Here is a 26347-nt window from a genome sequence, read left to right as displayed (position 1 = left end):
TCAGCGCCCTCTGCTTTTCGGATCGAGCAGGTCGCGCAGACCGTCACCGAACAGGTTAAAACCGGTGGCGGTGATCAGGATCGCCACGCCGGGGAAGGCCGAATACCACCACTGGTCGAGAATATAATTACGGCCATTCGATACCATCGCCCCCCATTCTGCCGTCGGCTGTTGCGCGCCAAGGCCGATAAAGCCGAGCGTCGCCGCCATCAGAATCGAGGTGCCGATATCGAGTGATGCCTGCACCACCAGCGGCGGCATCACGTTTCGCAATACGTGCCAGGTGATCAGATGCCAGCGCGACGCGCCGAAGGTGCGCGTGGCCTGCATGTACGCCTGATGGCGCAGCATCAGCGTCTGTCCGCGCGCCAGCCGGACGTAAAACGGAATGCGCACCACGGCAATCGCCAGCATCGCGTTGAACAGACTTGGGCCGAGCGCCGCCGCGAGCGCCATCGTTAAGACCAGCGACGGCACCGACAGCATGATGTCCATGCAGCGCATGATCAGCGCATCGACGACTCCGCCAACCACGCCGGAAAAACAGCCCAGCAGTGAGCCAATGGTGCCCGCAATGATCACCACTGCCAGCCCGGCGGCGACCGACTGCTGGCTGCCGATCAGCACGCGGCTGAACAGATCGCGCCCGACTTCATCGGTGCCAAACCAGTGCGCGGCAGACGGTGCCTGCAAGCGGTCGGTCAGGCTGATGGCGTTCGGATCGTGCGGCACCAGCCATGGCGAAAAAATCATGATAAACAGGACAATGAGCATGATCGCCAGCCCGAGCATCGTCAGCGGGCTGCGGCTCAGCAGATGGAAAGTCCGCCGCCAGGTGGCGAAGCGCGGTTTGACGTCCGGCGGCACAATACCCGCACGGTGGTTATTCACGCCAGGTTCAATCACAGACATTCACTCACCCCTCCCGGCCAATGCGCGGGTCAATCCACACATACAGCAAATCCACGCACAAATTGACGATGACGTAGGCAAACGACACCACCACCGCAAAGCCCATCACCGCCGGGAAATCCAGCGCCTGAATCGAATTCACCACATAAGCGCCCATGCCCGGCCAGGCAAAAACCGTTTCGGTCAGCACTGCGCCGTAAAGCAGATCGCCCATCGCCAGCCCGAGTACGGTCACGGAAGGGATCAGCGCATTTGGCAAGGCGTGGCTGAGGATCACGCGCCAGCGCGACAGCCCGTTAGCGCGCGCCGTGCGGATGTAATCCTCACTCAGTTGCTCCAGCATCGCCGAGCGGATTTGCCGCGCCACAATGCCCATGTGGACGAACGCCAGCGTCAGCGCTGGCATCGCCAGATGTTGCAAACTGTTCCAGAAGGCGTCCCAGTTGCCGGTCAGCAGCGAATCGAGGACATAAAAGCCGGTGATATTTACGGGCGGATCCATCCAGTCATCCAGTCTTCCACCGCCCGGCAGCAGATTCAGATGACCATAAAACAGGATGATGACACCCAGCCCCAGCCAGAACGCTGGCGTGGAAATCCCCAGTACGGAAAGCAGACGCACCAGGTGATCCGGGAATTTATTGCGATATACCGCTGACAACACGCCCAGCGGAATGCCGAGCACGATGGCCAGAAACAGTGCGCTGACGGCCAGTTCCAGCGTGGCGGGGAAGAAAGCCTTGAGATCGTCGAGCACCGGTCTGCCGGTGCGGATCGACGTCCCTAAATCACCGTGTAACAGGTCGCTCACGTAACGGAAAAACTGCACATACAAAGGCTGGTTCAGCCCGAGTTGCTCACGGATATGTTCGACCATTTCGTTACTGGCACGGTCGCCCGCCAGCAGACGCGCCGGATCGCCGGGGATCATGTGCGAGATGATAAAAGTGATGACGCAAACGCCCGCCATCACCAGTATCAAACCCCAGCATCGCTGACGGATCAGAGTCCAGAAAGTCATAATATCTCCGGTCAAATGCCCTAAATAATTCGAGCTGCAGGAAGGCGGCCAGCTCACAAGTCCCCGGGAGCAGGGATGAACCCTGTGACCGGGGCGACTGAGCGCAGCCAACGCACCTGCGGTTCGAAGTATGACGGGGATTTATTGTTTGCTCATTTGCGCAACGTTAAACACCTGTTCAAGCATCGGGTTGAAAACGAAACCTTTGACGTCTTTGTTCATCGCGACCTGATAATTTTTCTGGAACAGATAGACATACGCCGCTTCGTCGATGACGATTTTCTGCGCCTGCTGGTAATAGTCCGTGCGCTGTTTCTGGTCAGTGACTGACACCGCTTTTTTCAGCAGCGCATCGACGTCAGGATTGGAATAAAACGAACGGTTGCCCGGCAGCCCTTTTTTGTCGGACTCGAACCAGTAGTTCATGAACATGTACGGGTCGGCGAAATCCGGGCTCCAGTTACCTATCGAAATATCGTAATCACCCTGCCCGATACGGTCGCGCATGGTGGCGTTCGCCAGTTTTTCCAGCTTCACGTTGATCCCGGCCTGACCGAGGCTGGCCTGTACGGCAAGCGCGATGGATTCCCAGTTCGGATCGTTATCGGAATAAAGGAAATCCAGCGTCTGAGGTTTGTCTTTCACTTTGCCCAGATCGGCTTTCGCCTGCGCCAGATCCAGAGTGTATTGTTTGGCCGTCGGGTCAAAACCCCACATGCCATCCGGGATTGGCCCGCGCATTTGTTTGGCATTACCGCCGAGAATGCCCTTCACCATGCCCTGATAATCCACCGCAGACGAAATCGCGCGGCGCAAATCCACCTGGTTAAGCGGCGTTTTGGCGTTATTAAGATACAGATACGTCACGCGCAGCGACGGGAATTCTTCCACCGCGACTTTGTCTTCTTTTTTCAGCGCCGCCAGCTGGTCCATCGGCAGGGAATCAGCAATGTCCAGATCGCCGCGCGACAGTTGCAGACGGCGTGTGGCGCTCTCACCAATAATCTTAACCGTGACGCGTTTAAAAGCCGGTTTTTCGCCGCTGAAATGCGGGTTCGGCACCAGCACCAGTTGCTGACCTTTCTGCCAGCGATCCAGTTTATACGGGCCGGAACCGGCAGTATGACCGGCCAGCCAGGCTTTGCCTTCATCAGCCGGATTGGCTTTAGCAATCGCCGGATTCACAATGCCCGCGCCGTCATTAGCCAGCGTATACAGGAACGGCGCGAACGGCGTTTTCAGCGTGAACGTGACGGTCAGGGGATCCACCACCGTCACCGCCATGTCTTTTGGAAAGGCTTCCGACGGCCCCTGCGCAATTTTCATCAGGCGCTCAAACGACCATTTCACCGCATCGGCATTGACGTCGGAACCATCATCAAATTTCGCGCCCGGTTTGAGTTTAAATGTCCAGACCAGCTGATCCGGCGACGCCGTCCAGCTTGCCGCCAGGTCGCCTTCTACCTGCGTTGAGCCTTTGCCGTTTTCGGTTTTATACTGCACCAGACGCTGATACGCCGGATACGTAACCGTCCAGTCGTTATTGTCGATGGTCACCGCCGGATCCAGCGTTTGCGGATCTGCCGCTTTACCAATCACCAGCATGTCTTTCGGAACGGCGGCCTGCGTGGCAAAACTCAAACCTGACAGGGCGAGAAAAATGGCACCGGCGACCTGCGTTTTCGTATTTTTGCGGAACGTGTTAATTGCTGTGTTGCTCATCATAGAACTCCTGGCTCTGTCAAAAAGTGAGAAGAGACGTGCAATGATTACGCGGCATTCACCGGCGGATAGCAGCCGAACCGCTCCTCCAACAACGGATACGTTTTGGCATCCGGTAATTCAAAGTGCCACCACTCGCTGGTGATACCCTTAAAACCGCCCGCCGCCATCACGGCATTGAGCAACAAACGGTTACGCTGAATTTCTGGCGGTAAGTCGGGATAAAACGGATGCGAAACTTCAGTCATTTCATCAAAGCCCGCGCCCATATCCACCACGTCTCCCCGCTCATCCAGCAAGGTCAGATCCACCGCCACGCCGCGGCTGTGGTGCGAACCGAGTTTGATATCCACGACATAATCCGGATTCGGAAATGCCGCCCATAAACAGGCCTGCGCGGCCTGCGGCCGGTAGGCGTCGTAGATTTTCAACCGGAATCCCGCCAGCTTCGCGACCTCATTGCAGCGCACCAGCGCAGCCGCCGCATCGGGATGTAACAAACAGCGCGCTTCGCGATAAATCGGCTGACCGGTCAGGTTATCGGCGGTGGCATATTTCAGGTCGATCACCGCGTCAGGCAGGCTTTCCGCCAGGTCAATCAGGGCAACGTCGGGTATTTTTGTGTTCATCAATAAACTCTGTCCGCGGGTGGTAGAAAATTACGATTCAAATTGTCCGAGCTGTTTCTGCAAAATCCGGTTGTTCGCCAGCCGCTGCTCCACATCGTTCCCGCGCAGTTCCAGCACCGAAGAACACAGCAGGTTGAAGAGGCAGCTGAGCGGCGCCATCGAATCCCAGAACTGACCGGTATCCGTTTTCACCTGCAATAAATCAACCGGATAATCGCGCGCCCACGGACAGTAAATGTCAGTGATCAGCGCCACGTTCAGCCCGCGTTCGCAGGCCGCTTCACAATAGGTTTGCGCCATTTTCGAGTAAGCGCGGGTATCGGTCACCACCAGATAAGGCTGCGCGAATTCCGAATTGAGCGATTCCACGTAAGTGCCGGAAAGCCCGTCGGCGAAATAGACTTTCGGGCGAAGATATTCGAGATAGCTCGCAAAATTATTGGCGATACCGCGCACCGACTGAATGCCGAGAATAAACACCGCATCGGCCTCTGCCAGACGGCGGCTGACCTGGGCAAAACTGTCGGTCTGCGCCAGCTGATACACGTGATTAATGGCTTCGAGCTCGAGCGCCAGTGACTGTTGCAGCTTTTCCTGCTGCGGCTGTTTGCTGCGTTCGCGGTAAGCGCCAAGGCGGTCGGTCACCACCCAGGGCTGATAAGACGAGCCGCTTTGCAGGCGCAGCGTTTGTTTGAAATCATCCAGGTTGCGATAGCCCAGACTGCGCAGATAACGCCCGACAGAAATGCCGCTGGTCGCCGCGCTGCGCGCAATGCTGTCGGCAGTTTCGAAAGGAATTTGCGCCAGATTCGCCAGCAGATACCCGGCAATGCGCTTCCCTGTCGGCGTTTGCGCGGAGAATGACGCTTCGATTTGTTCAATCACATCCTGCGCTGGCTGCATCGGTTAATCCCCTGTTGCTGTTTTTGTTGCTTCATTGTCAAAAAACTAGCCGCTGTTAGTAAAATAACAATGCACGGGGTGTGCCAACTCCCACAAATGTGTGAAATTTGTGGAGCAGATCGGAAAATATGACGTTTTAATGAACAGAAAGTGGCAAAGAACGTGCTAAGCAATTTGTAAAACGCTGCTTGCACGCAACCACCGCACAACAATCAGGCAACTTGTGGTTGTTTTTAGTGCAAACGCTTTCCGGTAAGATGAGAAAAGAAGTAAAAAAGGAGAGGATTTAATCGCTTTGTCTTAAGAGTCAACAAGTTGGATATTAAGAGAGCACTCAGACAAGTTTTTGCGTTAACCCTTTGACATGCCCACAGCCAGTCGCTATTATTCGCCCCGTTCCAACGATTCCTCTGTAGTTCAGTCGGTAGAACGGCGGACTGTTAATCCGTATGTCACTGGTTCGAGTCCAGTCAGAGGAGCCAAATTAGAGACGCCCGCTTAAGGAAACTTAAGCGGGCGTTTTGCTTTCGCATTAAGACTGACTCTTATTTCTGTCGTGATACCAGACTTCCAAATCCCCTGCTCTCATCGGCCTGGCATAAACATATCCCTGCACTTCGTCACAGCCCAGTGCACGTAATATCTCTACCGTTTTGTCATCTTCCACACCTTCGGCCAGCACCACATAATCAAGTTGCTTAAGTAACCTGACAACGTTGCGCACAATGATGCGGCTGGCTTTATCACTGGCAATCTTACTGACAATCGAACGGTCAAGTTTAATGATGTCCATAGGGATCTGACGCAGATAATTGATATTGCTGTAGCCCGAACCAAAGTCATCCAGTGATATTTTGAATCCGCGTAACTTCAGCATTTCGAGCCCGTTGAGAGCCGCCGGGCTTTCCAGCATTTTCTCCGTTTCCAGACATTCCACACCGAGTAACGCGGGAGTGAGTCCGGCGTTTCGCATTTTATGGTCGAGTTCATCCGCAAAATCTGGCCGCGAAAAATCGCTGGCGGCCAGATTAATAGAAACAGGCAGAGAAATACCCTGACCGCGCCACTGGCCTAACTGGGCGATAGCATGATCAATCACCCACCCCGTGAGTTCCCGCATCAGGCTGGTTCGCTCCACCAGCGGGATAAACAACCCGGGCATAACCTCACCGTGCGTCGCGTGTTTCCAGCGCAGAAGCGCTTCGACGCCCGTAATCTGACCGTTCAGCAAAGAAACTTTCGGCTGATAAACCAGATACAATCCCCGGTCTTCGTGGAGTGCCTCTCTCAGACCCGTGAGCAGGCTGAAATCATTTTTCTTCCGGTTATCCAGCACCTCATCGTAGGTCATATACCGGTGCCCGTGACTTATTGCTTCATGCAAAGCACTAACAGCGCGACGCAGAATTTCACCCGGCGTCATAGCGTTATCACAACACCCTGAATCGCCGATATGAATATCCAAATCCAGCGGAACCTCAGGGCTGATTTTGGCCTGTATCCCCCGTAAGCGCTTGGCGACATTTTCGAGGGCCGAATTCTCTTTATCATGGGTGAAATAGGCAAACCGCCCCACTGCCACGGCGTAAAGTTGTTCGGTCAGTTGCAGCCGGGCCTGAAGCTGCACCGCCATGTCGCGCAATAAATTTTCCACGACGGTCATGCCCAATGACCGCGCCATTTCGTACGCAAACGGCATGTCGATACAGTCAATGATGACGAGTTTAAACGTGCTCTCTTTTGACACAGAGATATCTTTAAGCATCCGCTGCCGGTTCGGCAAGAGTGTCACAATGTCGATATATCCGACGTTATGCCAGGACGCCAGAAAGCCCGACACTAACCCGGCCAGCTGTTCAAAAATATTGATCTGCTCGCCGGACAGAGTGCGCGGTTGAGTATCTAAAAGGCACAATGTCCCTACTGCGACCCCATCCTGCGTTTTGAGCGGGCAACCGGCATAAAAACGAACAAAAGGCGCCTCCGTAATGGCGTCGTAAGTTTTGAAATCTGGATGCCGGTGGGTATCCGGACAAATATACGTTTCGCCCTGTTCCAGCGTATTTGTGCAAAACGCTTCGCCGAGGTTCGTTTCCGTCACCGTCATATTCTGGGCTGATTTAATGTACTGTTTTTCATCATCCAGAACGGAAACAAAGCACATCGGCATATCGAATAGCTGACAGGCCAGAAGTGTATATTTTTTTAACGCCTCGTCCCGAACCTCATCGTGGCTCTTAAGCAGGTTTATCGCTGCGCGCTTTTTACTTTCATCGCTGCGGAGATCAGTCAACATAGCAATACTCCGGTATAATGAGTCTTTTCTATTCTCTTGCCTGTGGTCATACCTTCGTTAGCCTGACAAAGGTGACAACAATGGCGTCACATCACATCCTATCGCCACATCATAAAGTTTCCCAGTAAATGTCGGCGGCAACTATGTCAGGCTGCCCACACCGTATTGTGAACAGGTTTCCTAATAAAAAACCCCTGCCGGCGGTCTGTGCGGGAATATCCGTCACGTGTAACTCTTGAAAATATTATGATTGCTAATGTTTTTATCCGTTTTTTAAAAAGATATAACGCTTAAAATCAGTCAATTAGATTTGTTTCATCGATCAATAGATATTTATCAATAGGTTTTATCATAGGAAAAATCGATCAATATGTGTTTATTAATTCGCGAAAGTGATCAATGATCACCTCTGCAAAATGGCGGACTTTTAAGGAGGAAATGATGTTGCGTTTAAATTTTCAAGTCTCATGCAAATTCAGATGTGAGCCTATCTATAGTGTCGGAGGTTTACTACACGCAGTCGAATTATTAACGGGCTTCGAAGGTGGATACAGCGGCGGAAAAATCGAACCTCAAAAATTTATCAGTTCCCTGGATACAAAATCTAAACACGAATTATTGCTAGCACAGCTAAATGAAATTAACGCGCGCTCCCTGTTTTTCAAACGTAATAAATTGCTTTGTTCCCTTAATATCGACCAAAGCATGGCAATTATGATACTCGAAGATCATCATATAAAAGAAATCCTGGACAGTAATGATTTTATAAGACTGGAAATATCTGAACGTTTCCCCAAAATAGATAAATTAGAAGGCAATATACTGGTAAACACTCTGTCCGGAAAATATAAATTATGGCTCGACGACTACGGTACTGATTTCAGCAATATAAATACTCTGAAGAACACTCAATTTGAATCAGTCAAAATAGATAAAAAATTCTTTTGGGAAAATGGTGATTCCGTTATGTGGCCAACCATTATTGATAATATCAACCAGTATTGCAACTCAATCATTGTTGAAGGTGTTGAAACCGGCACCCAACTAAGAAACCTGCGATATAGCGGCGTCTCCTGTGCACAAGGTTTTCTATTCCCTTCCGTTCCCCTGGAAGATATCGAAATCCTGATACCCGGGAAAGGTCAAACTCATTTATAAATACGTTAACTTATCCTGTGGACAATAACGATAAATGAATCATCTGCCGCAGCGTAAAAAGCAACAATGTCAGGCGGCGGATTCACTGAGTATCATGGTCTTATTTTTCCCGCTCGTTTTAGCTTTATATAGCGCGTTATCAGCGGTTGCTATGGTTTCAAGCACAGATTGTATGTCATTGTGTTCAGCCAGGCCTATTGAAACGGTGACATGTACTTCATGGCTGTCTAACTTTATGTTGCTATCCTGGATAAGGAGCCTGATGTCTTCTGCTATCCTGGCCGCATTTGCTAAGTCAGCGTTTATAAAAACAATGAACTCTTCCCCGCCGTATCTGCCAACGAAATCATTGTCTCTGACATTTTCCTTCACAAGATAAGCAATTCTTTTAATGACTTTATCTCCAAAAGGATGCCCGAAGGTATCATTCAAATATTTAAAGTTGTCAATATCCAGCATGAGCACACAAAATTTCTCACCATAGCATTCATTCAGCGATTCAATATAGGCGTCAATACTTCTTCGGTTGTTAATCCCTGTAAGTGGATCCGTTTTTGAAGCCATTTTGAAAAATAATTCTCTTTTAGATAAATTAATTAAGTTATTTAAAAAAACATAGACCAGCGAGATATAAAGCAAACTGAGGATGGTTTTGATAATTGCGAGAGCCCAATAGCCATTTTCGTTGAGCGCACTGACGTGCGTGAGCAGATTAAAGGCTTGCGCAATGCAGTATGCATATATCACGTAACGGATCCGCATCCGCCCCCTGAGATTAAAAACCAGCAACATTACAAAATAAACAAGAGAAAACGCATCATAAAATGTCGACATTCCAAATAAAAATACAGTACTTATAATCAGGCTTGCAAAGAATGTTGGATATCCGAAAACAATAAGCCCAAAAGTGATTGGAGATATAACAACACTATAAATACTTGTATTATTTTGTTCCCCGATACTGAATAAATAAATGCTAGCCAAACCGAGGACTATTCCTAGCAATATTTTTAATGATACGTGTTCGCTCAGCGCAGATCTGTAGTTTATCAATGGAATGGAGATACAAGTATAGGTAATGCATATCCCCACGAGCGTGTTAATAAACGTTAACTCTATGAAGTCCATAACAAGGTAGCCACTGTAATTAAATCACACGGAAGAGTGTATCTTTTCCACAAACAAGTAACAAGGAAGCCTGTCAGGCAGAAACTGGCGTTTTATCAGGAATATTTTCTTGTTTTTCCGAAGACAGACTTTCCGGTATACGTAGCGTACACGTTTTTTCCAGAATATTATTGTTTCAGCCTGGAAAAAGCAGGTTTTATAACTAAAAAATTTCACCCATGAATTCAAAAGATTTCAGGTTGATAAAAGATAATTCATTAATTTCTCTAAAGTGTTGACATCTTTGTAACTCGAAATAAGACCTTTGTTATGGGTTTTTATATTTCAACCCCTCACAGACAGGCTACTCCGCAACATGTACCAGGATAACTTTATAAGAAAACAGACCACTTCATATTTATTCCGTTTAATTCAGGCCGCGCTCTGCCGTCCCTTACACAACTTGATCAGCTTTATCAGATTATATTTATTCCTCAATATTAACCCTGCCACACGTTCCCGGATTTATAAATCAGACGGACAAAAATGGTGAGCTAATAAATTGGATTTTATTCTTTAGTTTTAAATTGATGAGGTGGTTTATGAGTAAGAACTATGACGATGATTTGCAGGAGCAACCGGCGAAAAACTCAAGCATCTGGACGCGTGCAGACGCTTTAAAAGTGAATGAAAATGACCCGACCGGATGGGGTCTATGGCTTTGTCAGCAACGAGATTTTTGGACCTTATGTTCCGCTGAACGGTTCAGCATTGGTGTTGGGGAATCCGCCATCCCAGCCCTTCCAGACCTACTCGCACTCCGTCATGCCGATCTTTTAGCCACTCCCCGTTGACTAAAACGTCTCCCTGAATGCTCTGTGAGCGTCTGACACAATACTCCGAAATTCTGCTTGACCCTTTGGGGCTGTCTCCCTATAGTAGCGCCCCGTTGCAGCGCTTGCGGTGTAACAAATCCGGTGAGGTGTCTGAGTGGCTGAAGGAGCACGCCTGGAAAGTGTGTATACGAGTAATCGTATCGAGGGTTCGAACCCCTCCCTCACCGCCATATAAAAGAAAAAGGTCCTGATGAAAATCAGGGCCTTTTTCTTTAGCAGCAAGCCGAAAGTCAGTATATAAACCAGCGCCGTTTAGAATTCAAAGGCCGCTTTTTCCAGCGCCCTGCTAGCCATTCAAATTCCTGATAAGTCGTTGTGGATTTCACATCCTCTCTCAAGGCTTTTATCAGAGGTTCCGCAATATCCCAGGTGTCGATCACTGTCGAATACGAAGTCCGCTTAATCATCTCTTCATCATAAATACCGCTACGGATAGTGACCGCCACCCGCTCATAGAAGTTAAGTATGTATTGGAATTTGCTCCGTTCCCGTATTTCTTCATCTGTAACGGTCGATGATCCGACAGCAAAAACAAACGAACGGAAAGATTTTCCTGAGAGATGCGCTTTCTTCAGTACATGCAGGGAATGCACATAACGGGCGTCGCTACGGCTTTCAAACAGAAAAACAGCCGTCTGCGTTTTTCTGGCGATACTGACATTATAAATAATCGTGCTGATGGCTACGATCACGCCAATCAGCAAAATGATATTACTCAGCAACTGTAGCCTTAAAGCATCTAATCCCATGATTCTCATCCATGAAAAAGGCGGGCTTTACCCGCCTGTGTGAGGTCAACATCCTTTAGAACCAGTCGTATTCATCAAACATTGCTTCCATGACATCCTCCGGCAACTGTGGTCATTACGTTTTCATGTTATGAAAACATGTAATAAATTCAACATCCTGCTGAACTTCCTGAGCACAAAATACGCACAATAAAACCGGCTTGCAATACTGTATGAACAATTCAGGAATGCGTCTCGCAAAAATCTACATCTTCGCCAGCATCAGACCGGCTCTCAGCCCCAGCGCGACGTTCGGGTTTGGGAACAGCACCACTTCCTCCTCTTCTGCCACCCGATACGTTTTGCCGGTTTCTTTCGCGATGACCGCACCCTTTTTAAAAGGCGTAAAGTTCAGCGCATCGGCGGGAACAAACAGATGAAAATCATCCTGCGAGCGGATCACATCCTGCACCACGCGAAAATGCAGCATGGGCTTGCCGGTTTCACGGGCAGGCAGAGGCTCGCCGCTGACCAGGGTTTCCAGCCCGCGGCGGATCCCCGTGAACTGTGAGTGATCGTTGCTGCCAAACGGCAGCGCTTTACCCAGTTCTAACGTACAGCTGTCGGCCTGAAACACCTCGCTGCTGAAATGGGTAAATGTGCCCCCCGGCGAACGGTGATGCACCAGCGCGTCCAGCCCGCACGCGCTGAGCCATGCCAGCATCGCCTCGCTTTTTGGTCTGGTCTGCAACGGCAACAACCCGAAGCGTACATGCAGGGAGCCGCGAATGGCGGTGTGTAAATCATAATGAAAACGATGTAAGGCACCCGCCGCCGTGGCGCTGCGGTAAAACAGCGCCATCGCCTGCTCGAGTTCCTGCGCGCGTCGCGTTTCATCATTCGGGGTATAACGTGCGTGACGCCCGCCAAACATGCGGTTCATATCGGCGTCAGCAAACCGCTTATTGAGTCGCATTGATGGCGGATTGCCCAGTAGCACCAGCAACCGGACCCGCAGCGCTCTTGCGCCGGAAAGCAGCTCGCCGGTCAGCTGATTCAGCAATTCTATCGGCGCCGTCTCATTGCCATGAATACCCGCCGAAATCACAACGGCGGTGTCACAAGGCACGCGCGGCGACAGTTCGAGAATGCCCTCGCCGCGCCACTGCCAGTCCAGCGTTTCGGTTTGTCCGGCCGGTTCGGTGACCGGCCCGCCCGCCATCGTCACCGCTAACAAATCAAACATAACTCACTCCTTTGAGGGTCAGCGCTGGAACGGGTAAACGGCACCCAGCCCGAGAATATTGGTCAGCTCATCCAGCGCAGTGCGCACTTCGGTCAGCAGTTGCGGATCCGCCAGGTCTTTGGCTTGCATCCGGTCACGGTAATGCGTATCCACCCACGTATTCAGACGCACAAACTGGCTGTCGCTCATGATCGACGCCACATTCACGGCGTTCAGCTCATTCCGGTTGAGCGCCACGCGCAGCCGCAGACAGGCCGGGCCGCCGCCGTTGCGCATACTCTCACGTAAATCAAACACTTCTATCTGATTAACCGGCCCGCCGCTTTCGACTAATTCGGACAAATAGGCCCAGACGCCGCTGTGCTGTCGTGATTCTTCCGGCACCACTAACAACATTTTGCCGTCAGATTTAGTCAGAAGCTGGCTGTTGAAAAGGTACGTTGCCACAGCGTCATCCAGAGAAACCTTCGCCTGCGGCACTTCAATCGGCTGGAAATCCAGTTCAAGCGCGGCCATTTTGCGGCGGATTTCGCTGAGCGCACTGGCCGTATTCACAAACGCCTGCTGATGATGGAACAGCACGTTACCGTTGCTGACCGAAATCACATCGTTATGGAAAACGCCGCTGTCGATTGCCTGCGGATTTTGCTGGATAAATACCGTTCTTTTTTCATCGAGCTGATGCAAACGCGCTACCGCGTCACTGGCAAGACGCGTCTGGCGTGCCGGATAACGTACCGGTTCGTTTTCGCCGGTCGCCAGCCCGTCTCGGCCATACACAAAAACCTGCACGCCGGGTTTGTCATACGCGCCACATAACCGGTTATGGTTGGCGGCACCTTCATCGCCTAACGCGGCCACCTGCGGCAGCGCTTCATGATGCGCGAAATAACGATCCGCGTGGAACGTCGCCCGCAAAATGGCGGAGGTGGTTTCGGCTTCTATCGCACGGTGGAATTTATTATTCAGGTTAGCGACGGTGAAATGCACGCGCCCGTCTCCGCTGTCCGCCGAAGGGGAGACCGTCGCCGCATTTGCCACCCACATGGAGGACGCCGAGCTCAGTGACGACAACAGGCGCAGTGAATACGCCTGCGCTTTTTCCAGCACTTCACGATCGCTGCCGCCGAATCCCATCTTACGTAACGTGCTGAGATGTGGCCGTTCGTGAGGCGGTAAAATCCCCTGCGCAAAGCCAAGATCGGCCAGCGCTTTCATTTTCAGCAAGCCCTGTTTCGCCGCCAGACGCGGGTTGGCGACGGCGTTCTGATTTTTAGTCGAGGCTTCATTGCCGAAAGACAGCCCCGCGTAGTGGTGCGTTGGCCCGACGAGTCCGTCAAAATTAGCTTCACATCCAGACATTCCAGCGCTCCTCAGGTTGTGCGGAAATCAACACCCGGCGACAGCGTCGCAGGAAGTTCCAGCTTGTCTGTTTCCAGCGAGGCCATCGGCCACGCGCAGTAATCCGCCGCATAATAGGCGCTCGGGCGATGGTTACCGGAAGCGCCGATCCCACCGAATGGCGCGTTGCTTGACGCGCCGGTCAGCGGTTTGTTCCAGTTCACAATCCCCGCCCTTGCTTCCAATAATAGCTGCTCAAACTGAGCACGCTCTGTGGAAATCAGCCCGGTCGCCAGTCCGAAACGCGTCTGATTAGCCAGCGCAATGGCATGATCAAAATCGCTGTAGCGGTAAATACTCAGCAAGGGCCCGAAATATTCTTCATCAGGAATACCCGCCACACCGGTCAGATCGACGATCCCCGGCGTCAGCACGGTATTGAGCGGATCCGGACGCGTCAGTAACAGCAAAGGCTTTCCGCCGAGCGCCAGTAATTCGTCCTGTGCTTTCAGCATATTGCGTGCTGCCGCATCAGAAATAACCCCGCCCATAAACGGCTGCGGATCGTCATTCCAGCCGCCGATGCGCAGTTGCATGGTCACGTCCAGCAAACGTGCGATAAACGCATCACCTGCCGCGCCTTCTTTTACCAGCAAACGGCGTGCGCAGGTACAACGCTGCCCGGCAGAAATAAACGCGGACTGAATCGTCAGGTTAACCGCAGCATCGATATCCTCAACCGGTTCGACGATCAGCGCGTTATTGCCGCCCATTTCCAGCGCCAGAATTTTTTCCGGTTGCCCTGCCAGCTGGCGATGCAACTGATACCCCGTTCCCGCGCTGCCCGTAAACAGCAGCCCGTCGATATTCCCGCAGGCCGCCAGCGCTTCGCCGGTCGTGCGCCCGCCCTGCACCAGATTCAGCACGCCTTCCGGTAAACCGGCCTGCTGCCAGAGTTTCACGGTTTCTTCCGCAGTTTTCGGCGTCAGCTCGCTCGGCTTGAAAACGATCGTATTGCCCGCCAGCAGCGCCGGAACGATGTGGCCATTTGGCAGATGTCCGGGGAAGTTATACGGCCCGAATACCGCCAGAACGCCGTGCGGACGGTGGCGTAATACCGCTTCGCCGTCCGGCATCGCCGTATGTTTTTCACCGGTACGTTGCTGGCTGGCCTCCAGAGAAATGGCCACTTTGCCGATCATCGCCTGGATTTCTGTCAACGTTTCCCAACGCGGTTTGCTGGTTTCCTGACTGATGATTTCCGCCAGCCGGGTTTTATGTTCGGTCAGTAAATCCGCAAAACGTTTAATTACCTCGCCACGTTCGGCCACGGTTTTACGTGCCCACGCCGGAAACGCCGTACGTGCTGCCGTGCAGGCCATTTCGACGTCTTGCGCGTCAGCGCTCAGTGCCGACCACAGCAACGTGTTATCCGCCGGATTGGTTTTACTAAGCTGCGCGCCTTGCCCGCTGCGCCACTGGCCCTGAATAAAGAGTGCTGGTTGCATCATGCGAGACTTTCCTTTTTGTGAAATTGTGTCGGTTGGGTAGCGCTGCTGCCGGGGAAAAGTGCCACGGCGCGCAGGCTGTCGCCTTCACGAACGCCGAGCATGTCAGCTTCGCGGGCGTTTAACTGAACAGATTCCGGCGAATCGCCGCCAGGGATCAGCAAGGCGCGAAAATTCTGGTACTGCTCGTTGGCGACCAGGTATTGTGGCTCGTCGCGGTCAGCGCGATGTTCTGCCAGCCTGACCGGAAACAGGCGGCTTTCTCTGACGGCGCGCAGCGAATCAATTTCGCCTTCCAGCGTCGGGCCCGCGTCAAAAATATCGACATAACCTTCGTAGCGCAGCCCTTCGCCTTCCAGCACCGCGCGCGCCGGGGCGGTTTGCGGATGGACGGCACCAATCACTTCCCGCGCTTCGTGGCTGAGCAGTTCGGTGTACAGCGGATGCTTCGGCATCAGTTCGGCGATAAAAGATTTTTGCCCCATACCGGTCAGGCGGTCGGCTTCGGCGAATTCCATACCGAAGAAATGCCGCCCGACGCTGTCCCAGAAAGGAGAACACCCGTTGTCGTCGGACATCCCGCGCATCTCCGCAATCACCTTACGGGAGAAATATTCGCGAAAAGCCGCCAGAAACAGGAAGCGAACTTTTGATAACAGCTGGCCATTTTTCCCGTGGCGATAATCCGGGTCGAGGAATAGCGTACAAAGTTCGGTGTAACCGGTGTGGTCGTTGCTCAGAAACAGCGTCGGCACCGGTTTGTAGATATTCAGGCTTTTTGAAGCGTGAACCAGCGTGCCGAGGCGGAAGTTATACCAGGGTTCGCTCAGCCCGACGGCTACTTCGATGGCGCTGACACCCACGACTTTTTCAAGTTCCGTGTCTTCGAGCACAAACAAATAACCCTGATCGGCCTTCTCAAGGCGACCTTCCCAGGTCGCCACCGAACGCTCAATGCGTCCGCGTAAATGCGCTTCATCCTTGGGCAAAGACGTTAAACCGATGCCGGTTTTGCCTGACAACAGCAGGATATCGGCGAGATCGCCGGGCCGCACAGGTCGAATCAACATCATGATGCTCTACCTCTTTCATCCCAAAGCTTATTTATGCCAGACCATCACACGCAAAGGCGCGCCACGGCGCGTTCCAGGCGGTTCAGCCCTTCTTCAATATCGGCACCCGGAATAATCAGTGACGGCGCAAAACGCAGCACGTTTGGCCCGGCAATCAGTGCAATCAGCCCTTCTTCGGCCGCCAGCGTGTTCAGCTGTTTAGCCTGATCTTTATAGCGTTCACTCATCACCGCGCCGAGCAACAAGCCTTGCCCGCGCACTTCGCTGAAGACGTGATAACGGTCGTTAATGCGTTTCAGACCGTCGACAAACCACTGGTGGCGTTTCTGCACGCCCGACAGGACTTCCGGCGTATTGATCATCTCAAAAACTTTACCCGCCACCGCCGTCGCAAGCGGGTTACCGCCGTAGGTGGTGCCGTGCGTGCCCGGCTGGAACAGCGCGGCGTAGCGGTCAGTCGTCAGCATCGCCCCAATCGGGAAACCGCCGCCGAGCGCTTTGGCGCTGGTTAAAATGTCCGGCACCACGCCGTAATGCTGGTAGGCATACAGCTCGCCGGTGCGGCCCACGCCGGTCTGGACTTCATCGAAAATTAGCACCGCCTGATGTTTGTCACACAACTCGCGCAGCCCTTGCAGGAATTGTGCATCGCCAGGCACCACGCCGCCTTCGCCCTGAATCGGCTCAACAATCACAGCACAGGTACGTGAAGAAATCTGGCTGGCAACGGCGGCCAGATCGTTAAACGGCAGATGCGTAATGGCCGGTGGCAACGGCGCGAAATCTTCAGAATATTTCGGCTGACCGCCAGCGGTGACGGTGAACAACGTGCGGCCGTGGAAGGCGTTTTTAAAAGCGATAATTTCGTTTTTATCGCCACCCGCTTTATGCCCGTACAACCGCGCCAGTTTGAGTGCCGCTTCATTGGCTTCCGCGCCGGAATTACAGAAAAAAACTTTGTCGGCAAACGTCGCGTCGATCAGTTGTTTTGCCAGACGCAGCACCGGTTCGTTGGTATAGCCGTTGCCCAGATGCCAGACCTTATCGGCCTGCTCATGCAGCGTTTTACGAATTTCAGGGTGCGCATGTCCCAGCGCATTCACCGCAATACCGCCTGCAAAATCCACATAGTCTTTGTCCGCCTGATCCCACAGCCAGGATCCTTCGCCTCGCACCGGAATAAACGCGGCCGGGGCGTAAACCGGCACCATCCAGTCATCAAAGTTCTGGCGGCTGACATTTTGCGGCTGCTGTTGGTGTTCCATATAAACCTCTTTATTAAGTCTCTGTGACTGGCTGAATTCAGGGTGACCGTTACCGTCCCCCGGACTGGCAGGGAATGCAGTTATTATTTTGTTATTTAAAAGTTAATAAATAATCTCACTCAGTCACATCATAGATTGCAGTCTTCGTGCCAGCAAAGGGAAAAAGTGAATAAAAAAGACCACATCCAGAAAAAACAACCACTTAATATCGCCTGTTATTCACTTAAACTGCATAAAAAATGAATAAAAGAAAAAATCCCCTTCTGCAGCAACGAGGGGGAAGGAATGAGTATGCAGGGAATTATTTTGATTTCTGATAGCAGATATTGTGCAGGATTGTGATCTGGCGCTGATGCGGTTAAGCACCGCGACAACACGTTGCCCGGTAGCGGTGCATGACCGCACCCGTTTGGGGCATTTCCGCCCCGTGACCGTGTTCACATTCTGCGCAAATAAAAACGTGTGAGGAAGTTTTAGGGCTCAAAAATCCATCAACTTTGTTTTATTGATGCGTGGTTGTTATTTAATTGTTATGTATTTGTGATTTTATTATCGGTAACTTCGGTTCTCTCTACCACGCCATGCCGTATATTCGAATTTATGAAACCTAAATTTAACCTTGTTACTTATATAAATTAACAATTACGGGCTTTGATCACACTCCGTTCACGAGCACGCGAAAAGCGCTTTCCCGTTAAGTTAATCTCTGATTGCGGCATTTACCCCGACCGCCCCTACACAAACCCTCATAAGAAAGGTACAGACATGAAATTTAACCTCGCATTAGTCAGTGCATGTGTGGTTTCAGCATGCATGTTATTCACGACACCGACTTTCGCCGCCAATAAACCCTACGACATCGCCGTCGTGGCGAAGGTCACCGGCATTCCCTGGTTCACCCGCATGGAAGTTGGCGTAAAAGAAGCGGCGCAGAAACTGGACGTCAACGCCTATCAGGTGGGTGCTTCAACGCCAGACCCGGCTCAGCAGGTGAAAGTCATTGAAGATCTCATCGCCAAAAAAGTGGATGCGATTATCGTGGTGCCGAACGATGCCAAAGTGCTGGAACCGGTGCTGAAAAAAGCCCGCGATCAGGGCATCGTGGTATTAACCCACGAATCTCCGGATCAGCAGATTGGTCAGTGGGATATCGAAACTATCGACAGCCAGAAATATGCGCAAGCCAATATGGATGAGCTGGCAAAAGATATGGGCAGCAAAGGTGGTTATGCTATTTATGTCGGTTCCCTGACCGTGCCATTGCATAACGCCTGGGCTGACGCGGCAATTAAATATCAGAAAGAAAAATACCCGGATATGCACGAAGTCACCTCACGTTTGCCGGTGGCAGAAAATATCGACAAGTCCTACTCCACCACGCTGGATTTAATGAAAACCTATCCTGATCTGAAAGGGATTATCGGTTTCGGTTCACTCGGCCCGATCGGTGCCGGTCAGGCCGTACAGCAAAAACGTGCGAAAAACAAAATCGCCGTCGTCGGTATCGCAATGCCAGCGCAGGCCGCGCCTTACCTGATGCGCGGTGACATTAAGAAAGTCCTGCTGTGGGATCCGAAAGATGCCGGTTACGCGCTGGTTACCGTTGCCGACCAGCTGCTGCAGGGTAAAGAAGTGACGAAGGATCTGACCATCGACACCTTAGGGAAAGCCGATGTGGATACCGAAAAACACGTGATTCGCTTTAATAAAATCCTCGAAGTCACACCGGATAACGCGAAATCACTCGGCTTCTGATTTAACTCTTTAATTATTTTATTTACCGGAGATAAATTTATCTCCAGCGCCATACCAGGCAAATAGAAACAGATACGGCGATGTTTGCTGTGCCGTATCTGAATTTCTAATCAGACATTGAAAACTTATATCCTAAATAATTCGGGTTGCAGGAAGGCGGCAAATGAGTGGATCCCGGTGAGCTTACATAAGTAAGTGATTCGGGTAAGCGAGTGCAGCCAACGCATCCGCAGCGCGAAGTATGAAGGGTATGCTGTAAGGATCATGTGATGAATACTCTCAGCACGTCCCCTGCCCCTGCTGAGGCCTTTATCAGCCTCGAAAAAATCAGTAAGAAGTTCCCCGGCGTATTAGCGCTGGATAATGTCAGCCTGACGCTGAATAAAGGTGAAGTGCATTGTCTCGCCGGTCAGAATGGTTGCGGTAAAAGCACCATTATTAAAGTCATTTCCGGTGTCTATCAGCCGGAAAAAGGCGCAGCGATCACGCTCGATGGGAAACTCTTTCATACCCTGACGCCGCAACTTTCTTCTTATTACGGTATTCAGGTTATTTATCAGGACTTGTCATTATTCCCGAATTTATCGGTGGCCGAAAATATTGCCATTCACCGTTATTTACCAGGCGGTGATTTTTGGGTACATCGCGAGGCAATGCGCAAAAAAGCGCTCGCCGCAATGCAACGGGTGGGCGTTTCTCTCGATCCGGACCGTAAAGTTGAAAAGTTGTCGATCGCAGACCGTCAGTTAGTGGCAATATGCCGCGCAATCGCCGCTGACGCCAGCCTGGTGATCATGGATGAACCGACCGCGTCGCTGACCCGCACTGAAGTTAACGGGCTGCTGCGGGTGGTCAATGAGCTGAAAGCGGCGGGCATTTGCGTGGTGTTCGTCAGCCATCGTTTGGATGAAGTGATGGAAGTCGCCGACCGGATAAGTGTCATGCGCGACGGCAAGCTGGTCGGCACCTATCCGGCGAGTTCGCTCGACAGCAACGAGCTGGCCTTCCTGATGACCGGGCAACGTTTTAGCTACAGCCATCTGCCGCACCGCGCGCCCGCAGAAGCCACGCCGCTGCTGGAAGTCAGCCATCTGAGCCGCAAAGGCCAGTATCAGGATATTTCGCTGTCGCTGCGTCAGGGCGAAATTACCTCGATTATCGGCCTGCTGGGGTCGGGGCGCACCGAACTGTGCCTGAGCCTGTTTGGCATGAGCCAGCCTGACAGCGGTGAAATCCGCGTGAACGGCAATGCGGTAAAATTTCACAGTAACCGCGACGCTATCCGCCACGGCATCGCGTATGTCTCGGAAGATCGCCTGACGCAAGGGCTGGTCATGGAGCAATCCATTTATGACAACACGCTGGTGTCCATTTTCGACAAGCTGCACACCGCCACCGGCCTGATGGATCACCGCAAAGCGGCCGCCGTGGTGAAAGATCTGATCCGCGACCTGAACATTAAAGTCTCAGACAGCGCACTGCCGGTGAAAACGTTATCCGGCGGGAATGCGCAGCGTATCGCCATCGCCAAATGGGTGGCGACACAGCCGCATATTCTGATCCTGGATTCGCCGACGGTTGGCGTGGATATCGCCAACAAAGAAGGCATCTACCGTATTGCGCGCGATCTGGCGGAGTCCGGCATGGCCGTTCTGATGATTTGCGATGAAATTCCCGAAGCTTATTACAACAGTCACCGCGTGCTGGTGATGCGCAAAGGCCAGCTGGTGGCGGAGTTTGCTCCGCACCAGAGCAGCGAAGCGCAGATTGCGGAGGCAATCAATGGATAACAAAAAGCTCTCCAAATTGTTTTCTCAGCACGAATTCTGGCTGGGATTACTGGTTCTGCTGCTGGTCATCGGCCTGAGCCTGCGCACTAATGAATTTATGACGCTCGGCAATCTCACCGACGTCGCCACCAGCTACGCCATTCTCGGCATTCTGGCCTGTGGCCTGTTCGTGGTGCTGATTGCCGGCGGCATTGATATCTCCTTCCCTGCCGTGACCTCAATCGGCCAGTACGTAATGGCGAGTTACATTATTCACCACGGCGGCAGTTTTCCGCTGGCGTTTGCGATGTCGATGGGCACCGGTTTGCTGCTCGGGCTGGTGAACGGATTCCTGGTCTACTGGCTGCGCGTTCCGGCAATTATCATCACCATTGCCACGCTGAACCTGTTTTACGGTTTGCTGGTTTATCTGACCAACGGCACCTGGCTGTACGGTTTCCCGGACTGGTTTATGAACGGCATCAGCTGGTTCTCGTTCACTGCCGCCGACGGCTATGACTATGGCCTGACATTGCCGCTGCTCAGCCTGCTCGGCGTCATTATCGCCACCGGCGTACTGATGAACCGCACCCGCGTAGGCCGTCAGATTTATGCCATGGGCAGCAACCGTGACGCCGCCTCGCGCCTCGGCCTGAACATTCTGCGTCTGCACTTCTACGTTTACGGCTTTATGGGCTTGCTGGCGGGCATCGCAGCGGTCGTACAGGCGCAAATCACGCAGTCGGTCGCGCCCAACTCCCTGCTCGGTTATGAGCTGACGGTGCTGGCGGCGGTGGTGTTAGGCGGCACCAGCATGACCGGCGGGCGCGGTTCGCTGACCGGCACCATTCTCGGCGTAATGCTGCTGGCCTTCCTGCAAAACGGGCTGACATTACTGAGCATTTCGTCTTACTGGCATCAGGTTTTCAGCGGCGTGATCATTCTGGTCAGCATCAGCAGCACCGCGTGGAACGAAAAACGCAAACTGGCAAAGGGGATGTGACATGACGACCTTAACCCGAATTCTCCCCGGCGACCGCATCATCCGCCTGCAGTTGCTGATCATCGTCGCTGTCGCCGTGCTGTTTTCCTTCACGCTGGGCGGCAGTTTTTACAGCATCGGCAATTTCCAGTCGATTTCCTCGCAACTGCCGATTCTGGGCATGCTGGCGTTAGGCATGGGCATCACCATGCTGACCGGCGGTATTAACCTTTCCGTCATTGCCGGTGCCAACGCCTGTTCCCTGGCGATGGCTGCGATTCTGGTGGCGCATCCCGATCAGCCGGGTTATTTCGCGCTGGCCATGTTCGCCGGGCTGGCTGTCGCGGTGGTGATTGGTGTGCTGAACGGCGCGCTGATTGCGTACGTCGGCGTTTCCCCCATTCTGGCCACGCTCGGCACCATGACGCTGATTGCCGGGCTAAACATTTTACTTACCAACGGCGCAGTGATTTCCGGCTTCCCGGCGGCAATTCAGTATCTGAGCAACGGCAGCCTGCTGGGTATTCCGGTCGCCCTGCTCTTATTCCTGCTGGTGGCGCTGCTGCTGTGGGTTTTGCTGGAACACACCACGCTCGGCCGCAGTTTGTATCTGATGGGTTCCAACGAACAGGCCACGCGCTTTAGCGGCGTCAACACACATAAAGTCACCATCGCGGTGTACGTACTTTCCGCCCTGCTTGGCTGGGGCGCGGCGCTGCTGATGATGTCAAAATTCAACTCGGCGAAAGCGGGCTACGGCGACTCGTATCTGCTGGTGACTATTCTTGCGTCCGTGCTTGGCGGGATCAACCCCGACGGCGGATTCGGGCGGGTCATCGGGTTGGTCCTGGCGCTGATCGTCCTGCAAATGCTGGAAAGCGGCCTGAACCTGATGGGCGTCAGCAGTTACCTGACGATGGCACTCTGGGGCGGCGTCCTGATCCTGTTTATCGCCTTACAAAACAGAAAATCTTAAGCGAATTGCTTTTACCGAAGGGAAAAAACATGGCGAGTTATTTTATTGGAGTTGACGTAGGAACCGGCAGCGCCCGTGCGGGCGTCTTCGACATGACCGGCCGCATGGTCGGTCAGGCCAGCCGTGAGATTACGCTGTACCGCCCGAAAGCTGATTTCGTCGAGCAATCTTCCGATGAGATCTGGCAGTCCGTTTGCAACGCCGTTAAAGACGCGGTGAATCAGGCCGACATCAACCCGATTCAGGTAAAAGGCATCGGCTTTGATGCCACCTGTTCGCTGGTGGTGCTCGATAAAGAAGGTAAACCGCTGACCGTCAGCCCGTCCGGCCGCAGCGAGCAGAACATTATCGTGTGGATGGATCACCGCGCCATCACGCAGGCCGAACGCATCAACGCCACCGGCCACCGCGTGCTGGAATTTGTCGGCGGGATTATTTCGCCGGAAATGCAGACGCCCAAACTCCTGTGGCTGAAACAACATATGCCGACGACGTGGAATAACGTCGGGCATTTGTTTGATTTGCCGGATTTCCTGACCTGGCGCGCCACGCAAAGCACCACACGTTCACTGTGTTCCACGGTGTGTAAATGGACCTATATCGGCCACGAAGACCGCTGGGATCCGAGCTATTTCCGCCAGATTGGACTTGAAGACCTGCTGGAAAACAATGCCGCTAAAATCGGCAGCGAAGTCAAAACCATGGGCGAACCGCTGGGCCACGGCCTGACCCAGCGCGCCGCCGCTGAAATGGGGCTGATGGCCGGAACCGCGGTCAGCGTCTCAATTATTGATGCACACGCGGGTAGTCTCGGCATTCTCGGTGCCAGCGGCGCATCCGGTGAGTCCGCCGATTTCGACAACCGCATCGCGCTGATTGGCGGCACTTCTACCGCGCATATGGCCATGTCCCGCAGCGCACGCTACATCGGCGGCATCTGGGGGCCGTACTATTCTGCGATTTTGCCGGATTACTGGCTGAACGAAGGCGGGCAATCCACGACCGGCGCGCTGATCGACCACGTGATTCAGTCGCATCCGTGCTATCAGGATTTACTGAAACAGGGCAAAGACAGCGGCAAAACCATTTATGAAATACTGAACGGTCTGCTGCGCAAAATGGCGGGAGAACCGGAAAACATCGCGTTCCTGACCAAAGACATTCATATGCTGCCCTACTTCCACGGCAACCGTTCGCCACGCGCCAACCCAACGCTCACAGGCACGCTGACCGGCCTGAAACTCTCGCGTACGCCGGAAGACATGGCGCTGCATTATCTCGCGACGATCCAGGCGCTGGCACTCGGCACCCGTCATATCATTGAAACCATGAATCAGAGCGGCTACCGCATTGATACCATGATGGCGAGCGGCGGCGGCACCAAAAACCCGGTGTTTGTGCAGGAGCATTCCAACGCGACTGGCTGCGCGATGCTGTTGCCGGAAGAGAGCGAAGCGATGCTGCTCGGCAGCGCTATGATGGGCACCGTGGCCGCCGGCGCGTACGATTCACTGCCCGAAGCGATGGCCGCCATGAGCCGCATCGGCAAAACTGTCACGCCGCAAACCAACAAAATCAAAGAGTATTACGACCGCAAATACCGCGTATTCCACGAGATGTATCACGACAGCATGAAATACCGCCGCCTGATGCAGGGGGAAGAACAATGACCGCTGACGAGGAATTTCAGCTGGCGTGCCAGAGCTGGCGGACGTACAGCCAGGAACTGCTGGCGCTGCAAAACCATCTTGACGCCGATATCTGGCGTCAGTTACTGACGCTGGTGACCGGTTGCAAAGGCAAAATTGCCGTCACCGGCGTCGGCACATCCGGCATTGCAGCACGTAAAATTGCGCACATGCTGGCGTGTGTCGAACAGCCGTCGGTCTATCTCAGCGCCACCGACGCCGCGCACGGCGACCTGGGTTTTCTGCGCAGTGACGACCTGATGATCCTGATTTCCCGCGGCGGGAATTCCGAAGAGCTGACGCGTCTGTTACCGACGCTGAAAACCAAAGGCGTGGCCATCATCAGCGTCACGGAAAATCTGGATTCGGCCATTGCCCGCGCCGCCACACTGGTCGTAAAAACGCATATTCAGCAGGAAATCGACCCGCTCAATATGCTGGCCACGACTTCTATCATGCTGGTACTGGCGGTGTTCGATGCGTTGTGCGGCAACATCATGCTGCGCAACGGTTTCGATCAGCAAAGGCTTCTGAAGGTGCATCCCGGCGGAAATGTCGGGAAGACACTAAGGGAGCAGGATTTGTGAATCTGGGCGGGAAATAATCATTTCGGCTAATGCGTTTGCGTATAACAAACCTCTGAAAAATAAGCTAAATCACGAATCGATAATTGTTTATGACTGCTCGCAGGCATAACGTAAAACTTCAAATTTATAGGGAGTTTTACGAATGGCAATTCCAGCTTATTTATGGCTTAAAGATGATGGCGGAGCGGATATCAAGGGTTCTGTTGATGTCATGAAGCGCGAAGGAAGTATTGAGGTACGTGGGTTTACTCATAATTTAAATATCCCCACTGACAACAATACGGGGAAGCTAACGGGAACCCGTAAACACGCAGCGATACTGATTGAAAAAGAGTTCGATTCATCAAGCCCTTATCTCTATAAAGCAGTCGCCTCTGGCCAGACATTCCATTCAGCAGAATTAAAGTGGTATCGCATCAATGATGCCGGTCAGGAAGTGGAATATTTCAATATGTTCATGGAAGGCGTAAAGGTCGTATCGATAACGCCCATTATGCACGATATTTCTTCTGTTACAGGCACCGGTCATATCGAATCCGTTCAGTTTCGTTATGAGAAAATTACCTGGAAGTATTGCGACGGGAATATCCAGTTTACAGATGCATGGAATGAACGGGCAATAGCGTAATAATTGTAAAGGGGCGAAAGCCCCTTAATCATAAAGCCATTTCCCAGCCCTGGCTGATTCCGCAAACATCTTAACCGTGAGTGGTTTTTTAGTTTGCACGAGAGGTTTTTTTGTAAACCAGGAGCGGAAAAACCACTCCATCTCCCAAGGATAATAA

The 26347-nt window shown here is 52.7% G+C and carries 23 protein-coding genes and 2 tRNA genes; 11 read left to right on the top strand and 14 right to left on the bottom strand.

The window, feature by feature from the left end:
- The 5 genes from ddpC to J1782_RS18765 all read right to left on the bottom strand — a co-directional run bounded on the left by ddpC (position 1) and on the right by J1782_RS18765 (position 5187).
- Positions 1 to 912: a D,D-dipeptide ABC transporter permease gene (gene ddpC, locus J1782_RS18785; protein WP_152326901.1), complete on the bottom strand. Its 912-nt coding sequence runs from the start codon at positions 910 to 912 to the stop codon at positions 1 to 3.
- Positions 913 to 916: 4 nt separating this feature from the next.
- Positions 917 to 1933, bottom strand: coding sequence for an ABC transporter permease (locus J1782_RS18780; protein ID WP_208952444.1), 1017 nt, complete (start codon positions 1931 to 1933; stop codon positions 917 to 919).
- A gap of 141 nt (positions 1934 to 2074) precedes the next feature.
- The gene (locus J1782_RS18775) at positions 2075 to 3658 is read right to left on the bottom strand and encodes an ABC transporter substrate-binding protein (protein ID WP_217153725.1); all 1584 of its coding nucleotides are present in this window, start codon (positions 3656 to 3658) and stop codon (positions 2075 to 2077) included.
- Between the two features lie 44 nt (positions 3659 to 3702).
- A complete protein-coding gene (gene ddpX, locus J1782_RS18770; protein WP_165057954.1) occupies positions 3703 to 4284 on the bottom strand; it encodes a D-alanyl-D-alanine dipeptidase in 582 nt (193 codons plus the stop codon).
- Between the two features lie 30 nt (positions 4285 to 4314).
- Entirely contained in the window at positions 4315 to 5187 is an 873-nt protein-coding gene (locus tag J1782_RS18765) for a MurR/RpiR family transcriptional regulator (protein WP_152326898.1), read from the bottom strand.
- A 406-nt stretch (positions 5188 to 5593) separates the two neighbouring features.
- Here J1782_RS18765 and J1782_RS18760 point away from each other — a divergent pair.
- Positions 5594 to 5669: transfer RNA gene (locus tag J1782_RS18760), tRNA-Asn, on the top strand.
- A 50-nt stretch (positions 5670 to 5719) separates the two neighbouring features.
- Here the strand turns inward: J1782_RS18760 and J1782_RS18755 are convergent.
- Positions 5720 to 7483, bottom strand: a complete 1764-nt coding sequence (locus J1782_RS18755; RefSeq protein ID WP_217153724.1) for an EAL domain-containing protein — start codon at positions 7481 to 7483, stop codon at positions 5720 to 5722.
- A 399-nt stretch (positions 7484 to 7882) separates the two neighbouring features.
- Between J1782_RS18755 and J1782_RS18750 the strand changes: the two genes are divergently transcribed.
- Positions 7883 to 8641, top strand: a complete 759-nt coding sequence (locus tag J1782_RS18750) for an EAL domain-containing protein (protein WP_217153723.1) — start codon at positions 7883 to 7885, stop codon at positions 8639 to 8641.
- A 69-nt stretch (positions 8642 to 8710) separates the two neighbouring features.
- Here the strand turns inward: J1782_RS18750 and J1782_RS18745 are convergent, their stop codons facing one another.
- Positions 8711 to 9625, bottom strand: a complete 915-nt coding sequence (locus J1782_RS18745) for a GGDEF domain-containing protein (RefSeq protein WP_217153722.1) — start codon at positions 9623 to 9625, stop codon at positions 8711 to 8713.
- 810 nt (positions 9626 to 10435) lie between these two features.
- Between J1782_RS18745 and J1782_RS18740 the strand changes: the two genes are divergently transcribed.
- Both J1782_RS18740 and J1782_RS18735 read left to right on the top strand, forming a co-directional pair.
- Positions 10436 to 10588 carry a glycoside hydrolase family 68 protein gene (locus J1782_RS18740; RefSeq protein ID WP_371819799.1) on the top strand — a complete coding sequence of 51 codons (153 nt, stop codon included), beginning with the start codon at positions 10436 to 10438 and terminating at the stop codon, positions 10586 to 10588.
- Between the two features lie 136 nt (positions 10589 to 10724).
- Positions 10725 to 10814: transfer RNA gene (locus J1782_RS18735), tRNA-Ser, on the top strand.
- A 60-nt stretch (positions 10815 to 10874) separates the two neighbouring features.
- Here J1782_RS18735 and J1782_RS18730 read toward each other — a convergent pair.
- The 6 genes from J1782_RS18730 to J1782_RS18705 all read right to left on the bottom strand — a co-directional run bounded on the left by J1782_RS18730 (position 10875) and on the right by J1782_RS18705 (position 17805).
- On the bottom strand, positions 10875 to 11393 hold the full coding sequence (locus tag J1782_RS18730) for a DUF4760 domain-containing protein (protein WP_165057960.1): 519 nt from the start codon (positions 11391 to 11393) through the stop codon (positions 10875 to 10877).
- 244 nt (positions 11394 to 11637) lie between these two features.
- On the bottom strand, positions 11638 to 12618 hold the full coding sequence (astE, locus tag J1782_RS18725; protein WP_217153721.1) for a succinylglutamate desuccinylase: 981 nt from the start codon (positions 12616 to 12618) through the stop codon (positions 11638 to 11640).
- 18 nt (positions 12619 to 12636) lie between these two features.
- The gene (gene astB / locus J1782_RS18720; protein WP_217153720.1) at positions 12637 to 13980 is read right to left on the bottom strand and encodes an N-succinylarginine dihydrolase; all 1344 of its coding nucleotides are present in this window, start codon (positions 13978 to 13980) and stop codon (positions 12637 to 12639) included.
- Between the two features lie 11 nt (positions 13981 to 13991).
- Entirely contained in the window at positions 13992 to 15470 is a 1479-nt protein-coding gene (gene astD, locus J1782_RS18715) for a succinylglutamate-semialdehyde dehydrogenase (protein WP_217153719.1), read from the bottom strand.
- On the bottom strand, positions 15467 to 16540 hold the full coding sequence (gene astA / locus J1782_RS18710; RefSeq protein ID WP_165057967.1) for an arginine N-succinyltransferase: 1074 nt from the start codon (positions 16538 to 16540) through the stop codon (positions 15467 to 15469). The genes astD and astA overlap by 4 nt, the downstream gene beginning before the upstream one ends.
- A 44-nt stretch (positions 16541 to 16584) precedes the next feature.
- Positions 16585 to 17805, bottom strand: a complete 1221-nt coding sequence (locus J1782_RS18705; RefSeq protein WP_217153718.1) for an aspartate aminotransferase family protein — start codon at positions 17803 to 17805, stop codon at positions 16585 to 16587.
- Positions 17806 to 18570: 765 nt separating this feature from the next.
- On the opposite strand from J1782_RS18705, the gene J1782_RS18700 reads away from it, so the two are divergent.
- The 7 genes from J1782_RS18700 to J1782_RS18670 all read left to right on the top strand — a co-directional run bounded on the left by J1782_RS18700 (position 18571) and on the right by J1782_RS18670 (position 26190).
- Positions 18571 to 19560, top strand: a complete 990-nt coding sequence (locus tag J1782_RS18700) for an autoinducer 2 ABC transporter substrate-binding protein (RefSeq protein WP_152326888.1) — start codon at positions 18571 to 18573, stop codon at positions 19558 to 19560.
- Positions 19561 to 19829: 269 nt separating this feature from the next.
- Positions 19830 to 21350, top strand: coding sequence for a sugar ABC transporter ATP-binding protein (locus J1782_RS18695; protein ID WP_152326887.1), 1521 nt, complete (start codon positions 19830 to 19832; stop codon positions 21348 to 21350).
- Positions 21343 to 22332, top strand: a complete 990-nt coding sequence (locus tag J1782_RS18690) for an ABC transporter permease (RefSeq protein ID WP_165057971.1) — start codon at positions 21343 to 21345, stop codon at positions 22330 to 22332. The genes J1782_RS18695 and J1782_RS18690 overlap by 8 nt, the downstream gene beginning before the upstream one ends.
- Before the next feature lies 1 nt (position 22333).
- Positions 22334 to 23287: an ABC transporter permease gene (locus tag J1782_RS18685; protein WP_165057972.1), complete on the top strand. Its 954-nt coding sequence runs from the start codon at positions 22334 to 22336 to the stop codon at positions 23285 to 23287.
- A gap of 29 nt (positions 23288 to 23316) precedes the next feature.
- Entirely contained in the window at positions 23317 to 24957 is a 1641-nt protein-coding gene (locus tag J1782_RS18680; protein WP_152326884.1) for an FGGY-family carbohydrate kinase, read from the top strand.
- On the top strand, positions 24954 to 25562 hold the full coding sequence (locus J1782_RS18675) for an SIS domain-containing protein (RefSeq protein ID WP_217153717.1): 609 nt from the start codon (positions 24954 to 24956) through the stop codon (positions 25560 to 25562). The genes J1782_RS18680 and J1782_RS18675 overlap by 4 nt, the downstream gene beginning before the upstream one ends.
- Before the next feature lie 142 nt (positions 25563 to 25704).
- The gene (locus J1782_RS18670; protein WP_217153716.1) at positions 25705 to 26190 is read left to right on the top strand and encodes an Hcp family type VI secretion system effector; all 486 of its coding nucleotides are present in this window, start codon (positions 25705 to 25707) and stop codon (positions 26188 to 26190) included.
- A gap of 24 nt (positions 26191 to 26214) precedes the next feature.
- On the opposite strand, the gene J1782_RS18665 is transcribed toward J1782_RS18670, so the two are convergent.
- The coding region (locus J1782_RS18665; RefSeq protein ID WP_217153750.1) for a DUF1493 family protein at positions 26215 to 26347 on the bottom strand (133 nt) is incomplete at its 5' end.

Origin of the sequence: Rahnella sp. BCC 1045 (assembly GCF_019049615.1) — a bacterium.
In the GTDB taxonomy this organism is placed as follows: Bacteria; Pseudomonadota; Gammaproteobacteria; order Enterobacterales; family Enterobacteriaceae; genus Rahnella; species Rahnella contaminans.
The sequence above is the reverse complement of the archived record's forward strand: the minus strand, read 5'-3'. Positions and strand labels throughout refer to the sequence as shown.

Excerpts from the sequence above, each read along its gene's own strand:
- J1782_RS18775 (WP_217153725.1), bottom strand. The coding sequence starts at position 3,658 with ATGATGAGCAACACAGCAATTAACACGTTCCGCAAAAATACGAAAACG.
- astA (WP_165057967.1), bottom strand. The coding sequence starts at position 16,540 with ATGATGTTGATTCGACCTGTGCGGCCCGGCGATCTCGCCGATATCCTG.
- ddpC (WP_152326901.1), bottom strand. The coding sequence starts at position 912 with ATGTCTGTGATTGAACCTGGCGTGAATAACCACCGTGCGGGTATTGTG.
- J1782_RS18700 (WP_152326888.1), top strand. The coding sequence starts at position 18,571 with ATGAAATTTAACCTCGCATTAGTCAGTGCATGTGTGGTTTCAGCATGC.
- ddpX (WP_165057954.1), bottom strand. The coding sequence starts at position 4,284 with ATGAACACAAAAATACCCGACGTTGCCCTGATTGACCTGGCGGAAAGC.
- J1782_RS18685 (WP_165057972.1), top strand. The coding sequence starts at position 22,334 with ATGACGACCTTAACCCGAATTCTCCCCGGCGACCGCATCATCCGCCTG.
- astE (WP_217153721.1), bottom strand. The coding sequence starts at position 12,618 with ATGTTTGATTTGTTAGCGGTGACGATGGCGGGCGGGCCGGTCACCGAA.
- J1782_RS18690 (WP_165057971.1), top strand. The coding sequence starts at position 21,343 with ATGGATAACAAAAAGCTCTCCAAATTGTTTTCTCAGCACGAATTCTGG.
- J1782_RS18670 (WP_217153716.1), top strand. The coding sequence starts at position 25,705 with ATGGCAATTCCAGCTTATTTATGGCTTAAAGATGATGGCGGAGCGGAT.
- J1782_RS18740 (WP_371819799.1), top strand. The coding sequence starts at position 10,436 with ATGAAAATGACCCGACCGGATGGGGTCTATGGCTTTGTCAGCAACGAG.
- astD (WP_217153719.1), bottom strand. The coding sequence starts at position 15,470 with ATGATGCAACCAGCACTCTTTATTCAGGGCCAGTGGCGCAGCGGGCAA.
- astB (WP_217153720.1), bottom strand. The coding sequence starts at position 13,980 with ATGTCTGGATGTGAAGCTAATTTTGACGGACTCGTCGGGCCAACGCAC.
- J1782_RS18755 (WP_217153724.1), bottom strand. The coding sequence starts at position 7,483 with ATGTTGACTGATCTCCGCAGCGATGAAAGTAAAAAGCGCGCAGCGATA.
- J1782_RS18695 (WP_152326887.1), top strand. The coding sequence starts at position 19,830 with ATGAATACTCTCAGCACGTCCCCTGCCCCTGCTGAGGCCTTTATCAGC.
- J1782_RS18675 (WP_217153717.1), top strand. The coding sequence starts at position 24,954 with ATGACCGCTGACGAGGAATTTCAGCTGGCGTGCCAGAGCTGGCGGACG.
- J1782_RS18750 (WP_217153723.1), top strand. The coding sequence starts at position 7,883 with ATGATCACCTCTGCAAAATGGCGGACTTTTAAGGAGGAAATGATGTTG.
- J1782_RS18765 (WP_152326898.1), bottom strand. The coding sequence starts at position 5,187 with ATGCAGCCAGCGCAGGATGTGATTGAACAAATCGAAGCGTCATTCTCC.
- J1782_RS18780 (WP_208952444.1), bottom strand. The coding sequence starts at position 1,933 with ATGACTTTCTGGACTCTGATCCGTCAGCGATGCTGGGGTTTGATACTG.
- J1782_RS18730 (WP_165057960.1), bottom strand. The coding sequence starts at position 11,393 with ATGGGATTAGATGCTTTAAGGCTACAGTTGCTGAGTAATATCATTTTG.
- J1782_RS18680 (WP_152326884.1), top strand. The coding sequence starts at position 23,317 with ATGGCGAGTTATTTTATTGGAGTTGACGTAGGAACCGGCAGCGCCCGT.
- J1782_RS18705 (WP_217153718.1), bottom strand. The coding sequence starts at position 17,805 with ATGGAACACCAACAGCAGCCGCAAAATGTCAGCCGCCAGAACTTTGAT.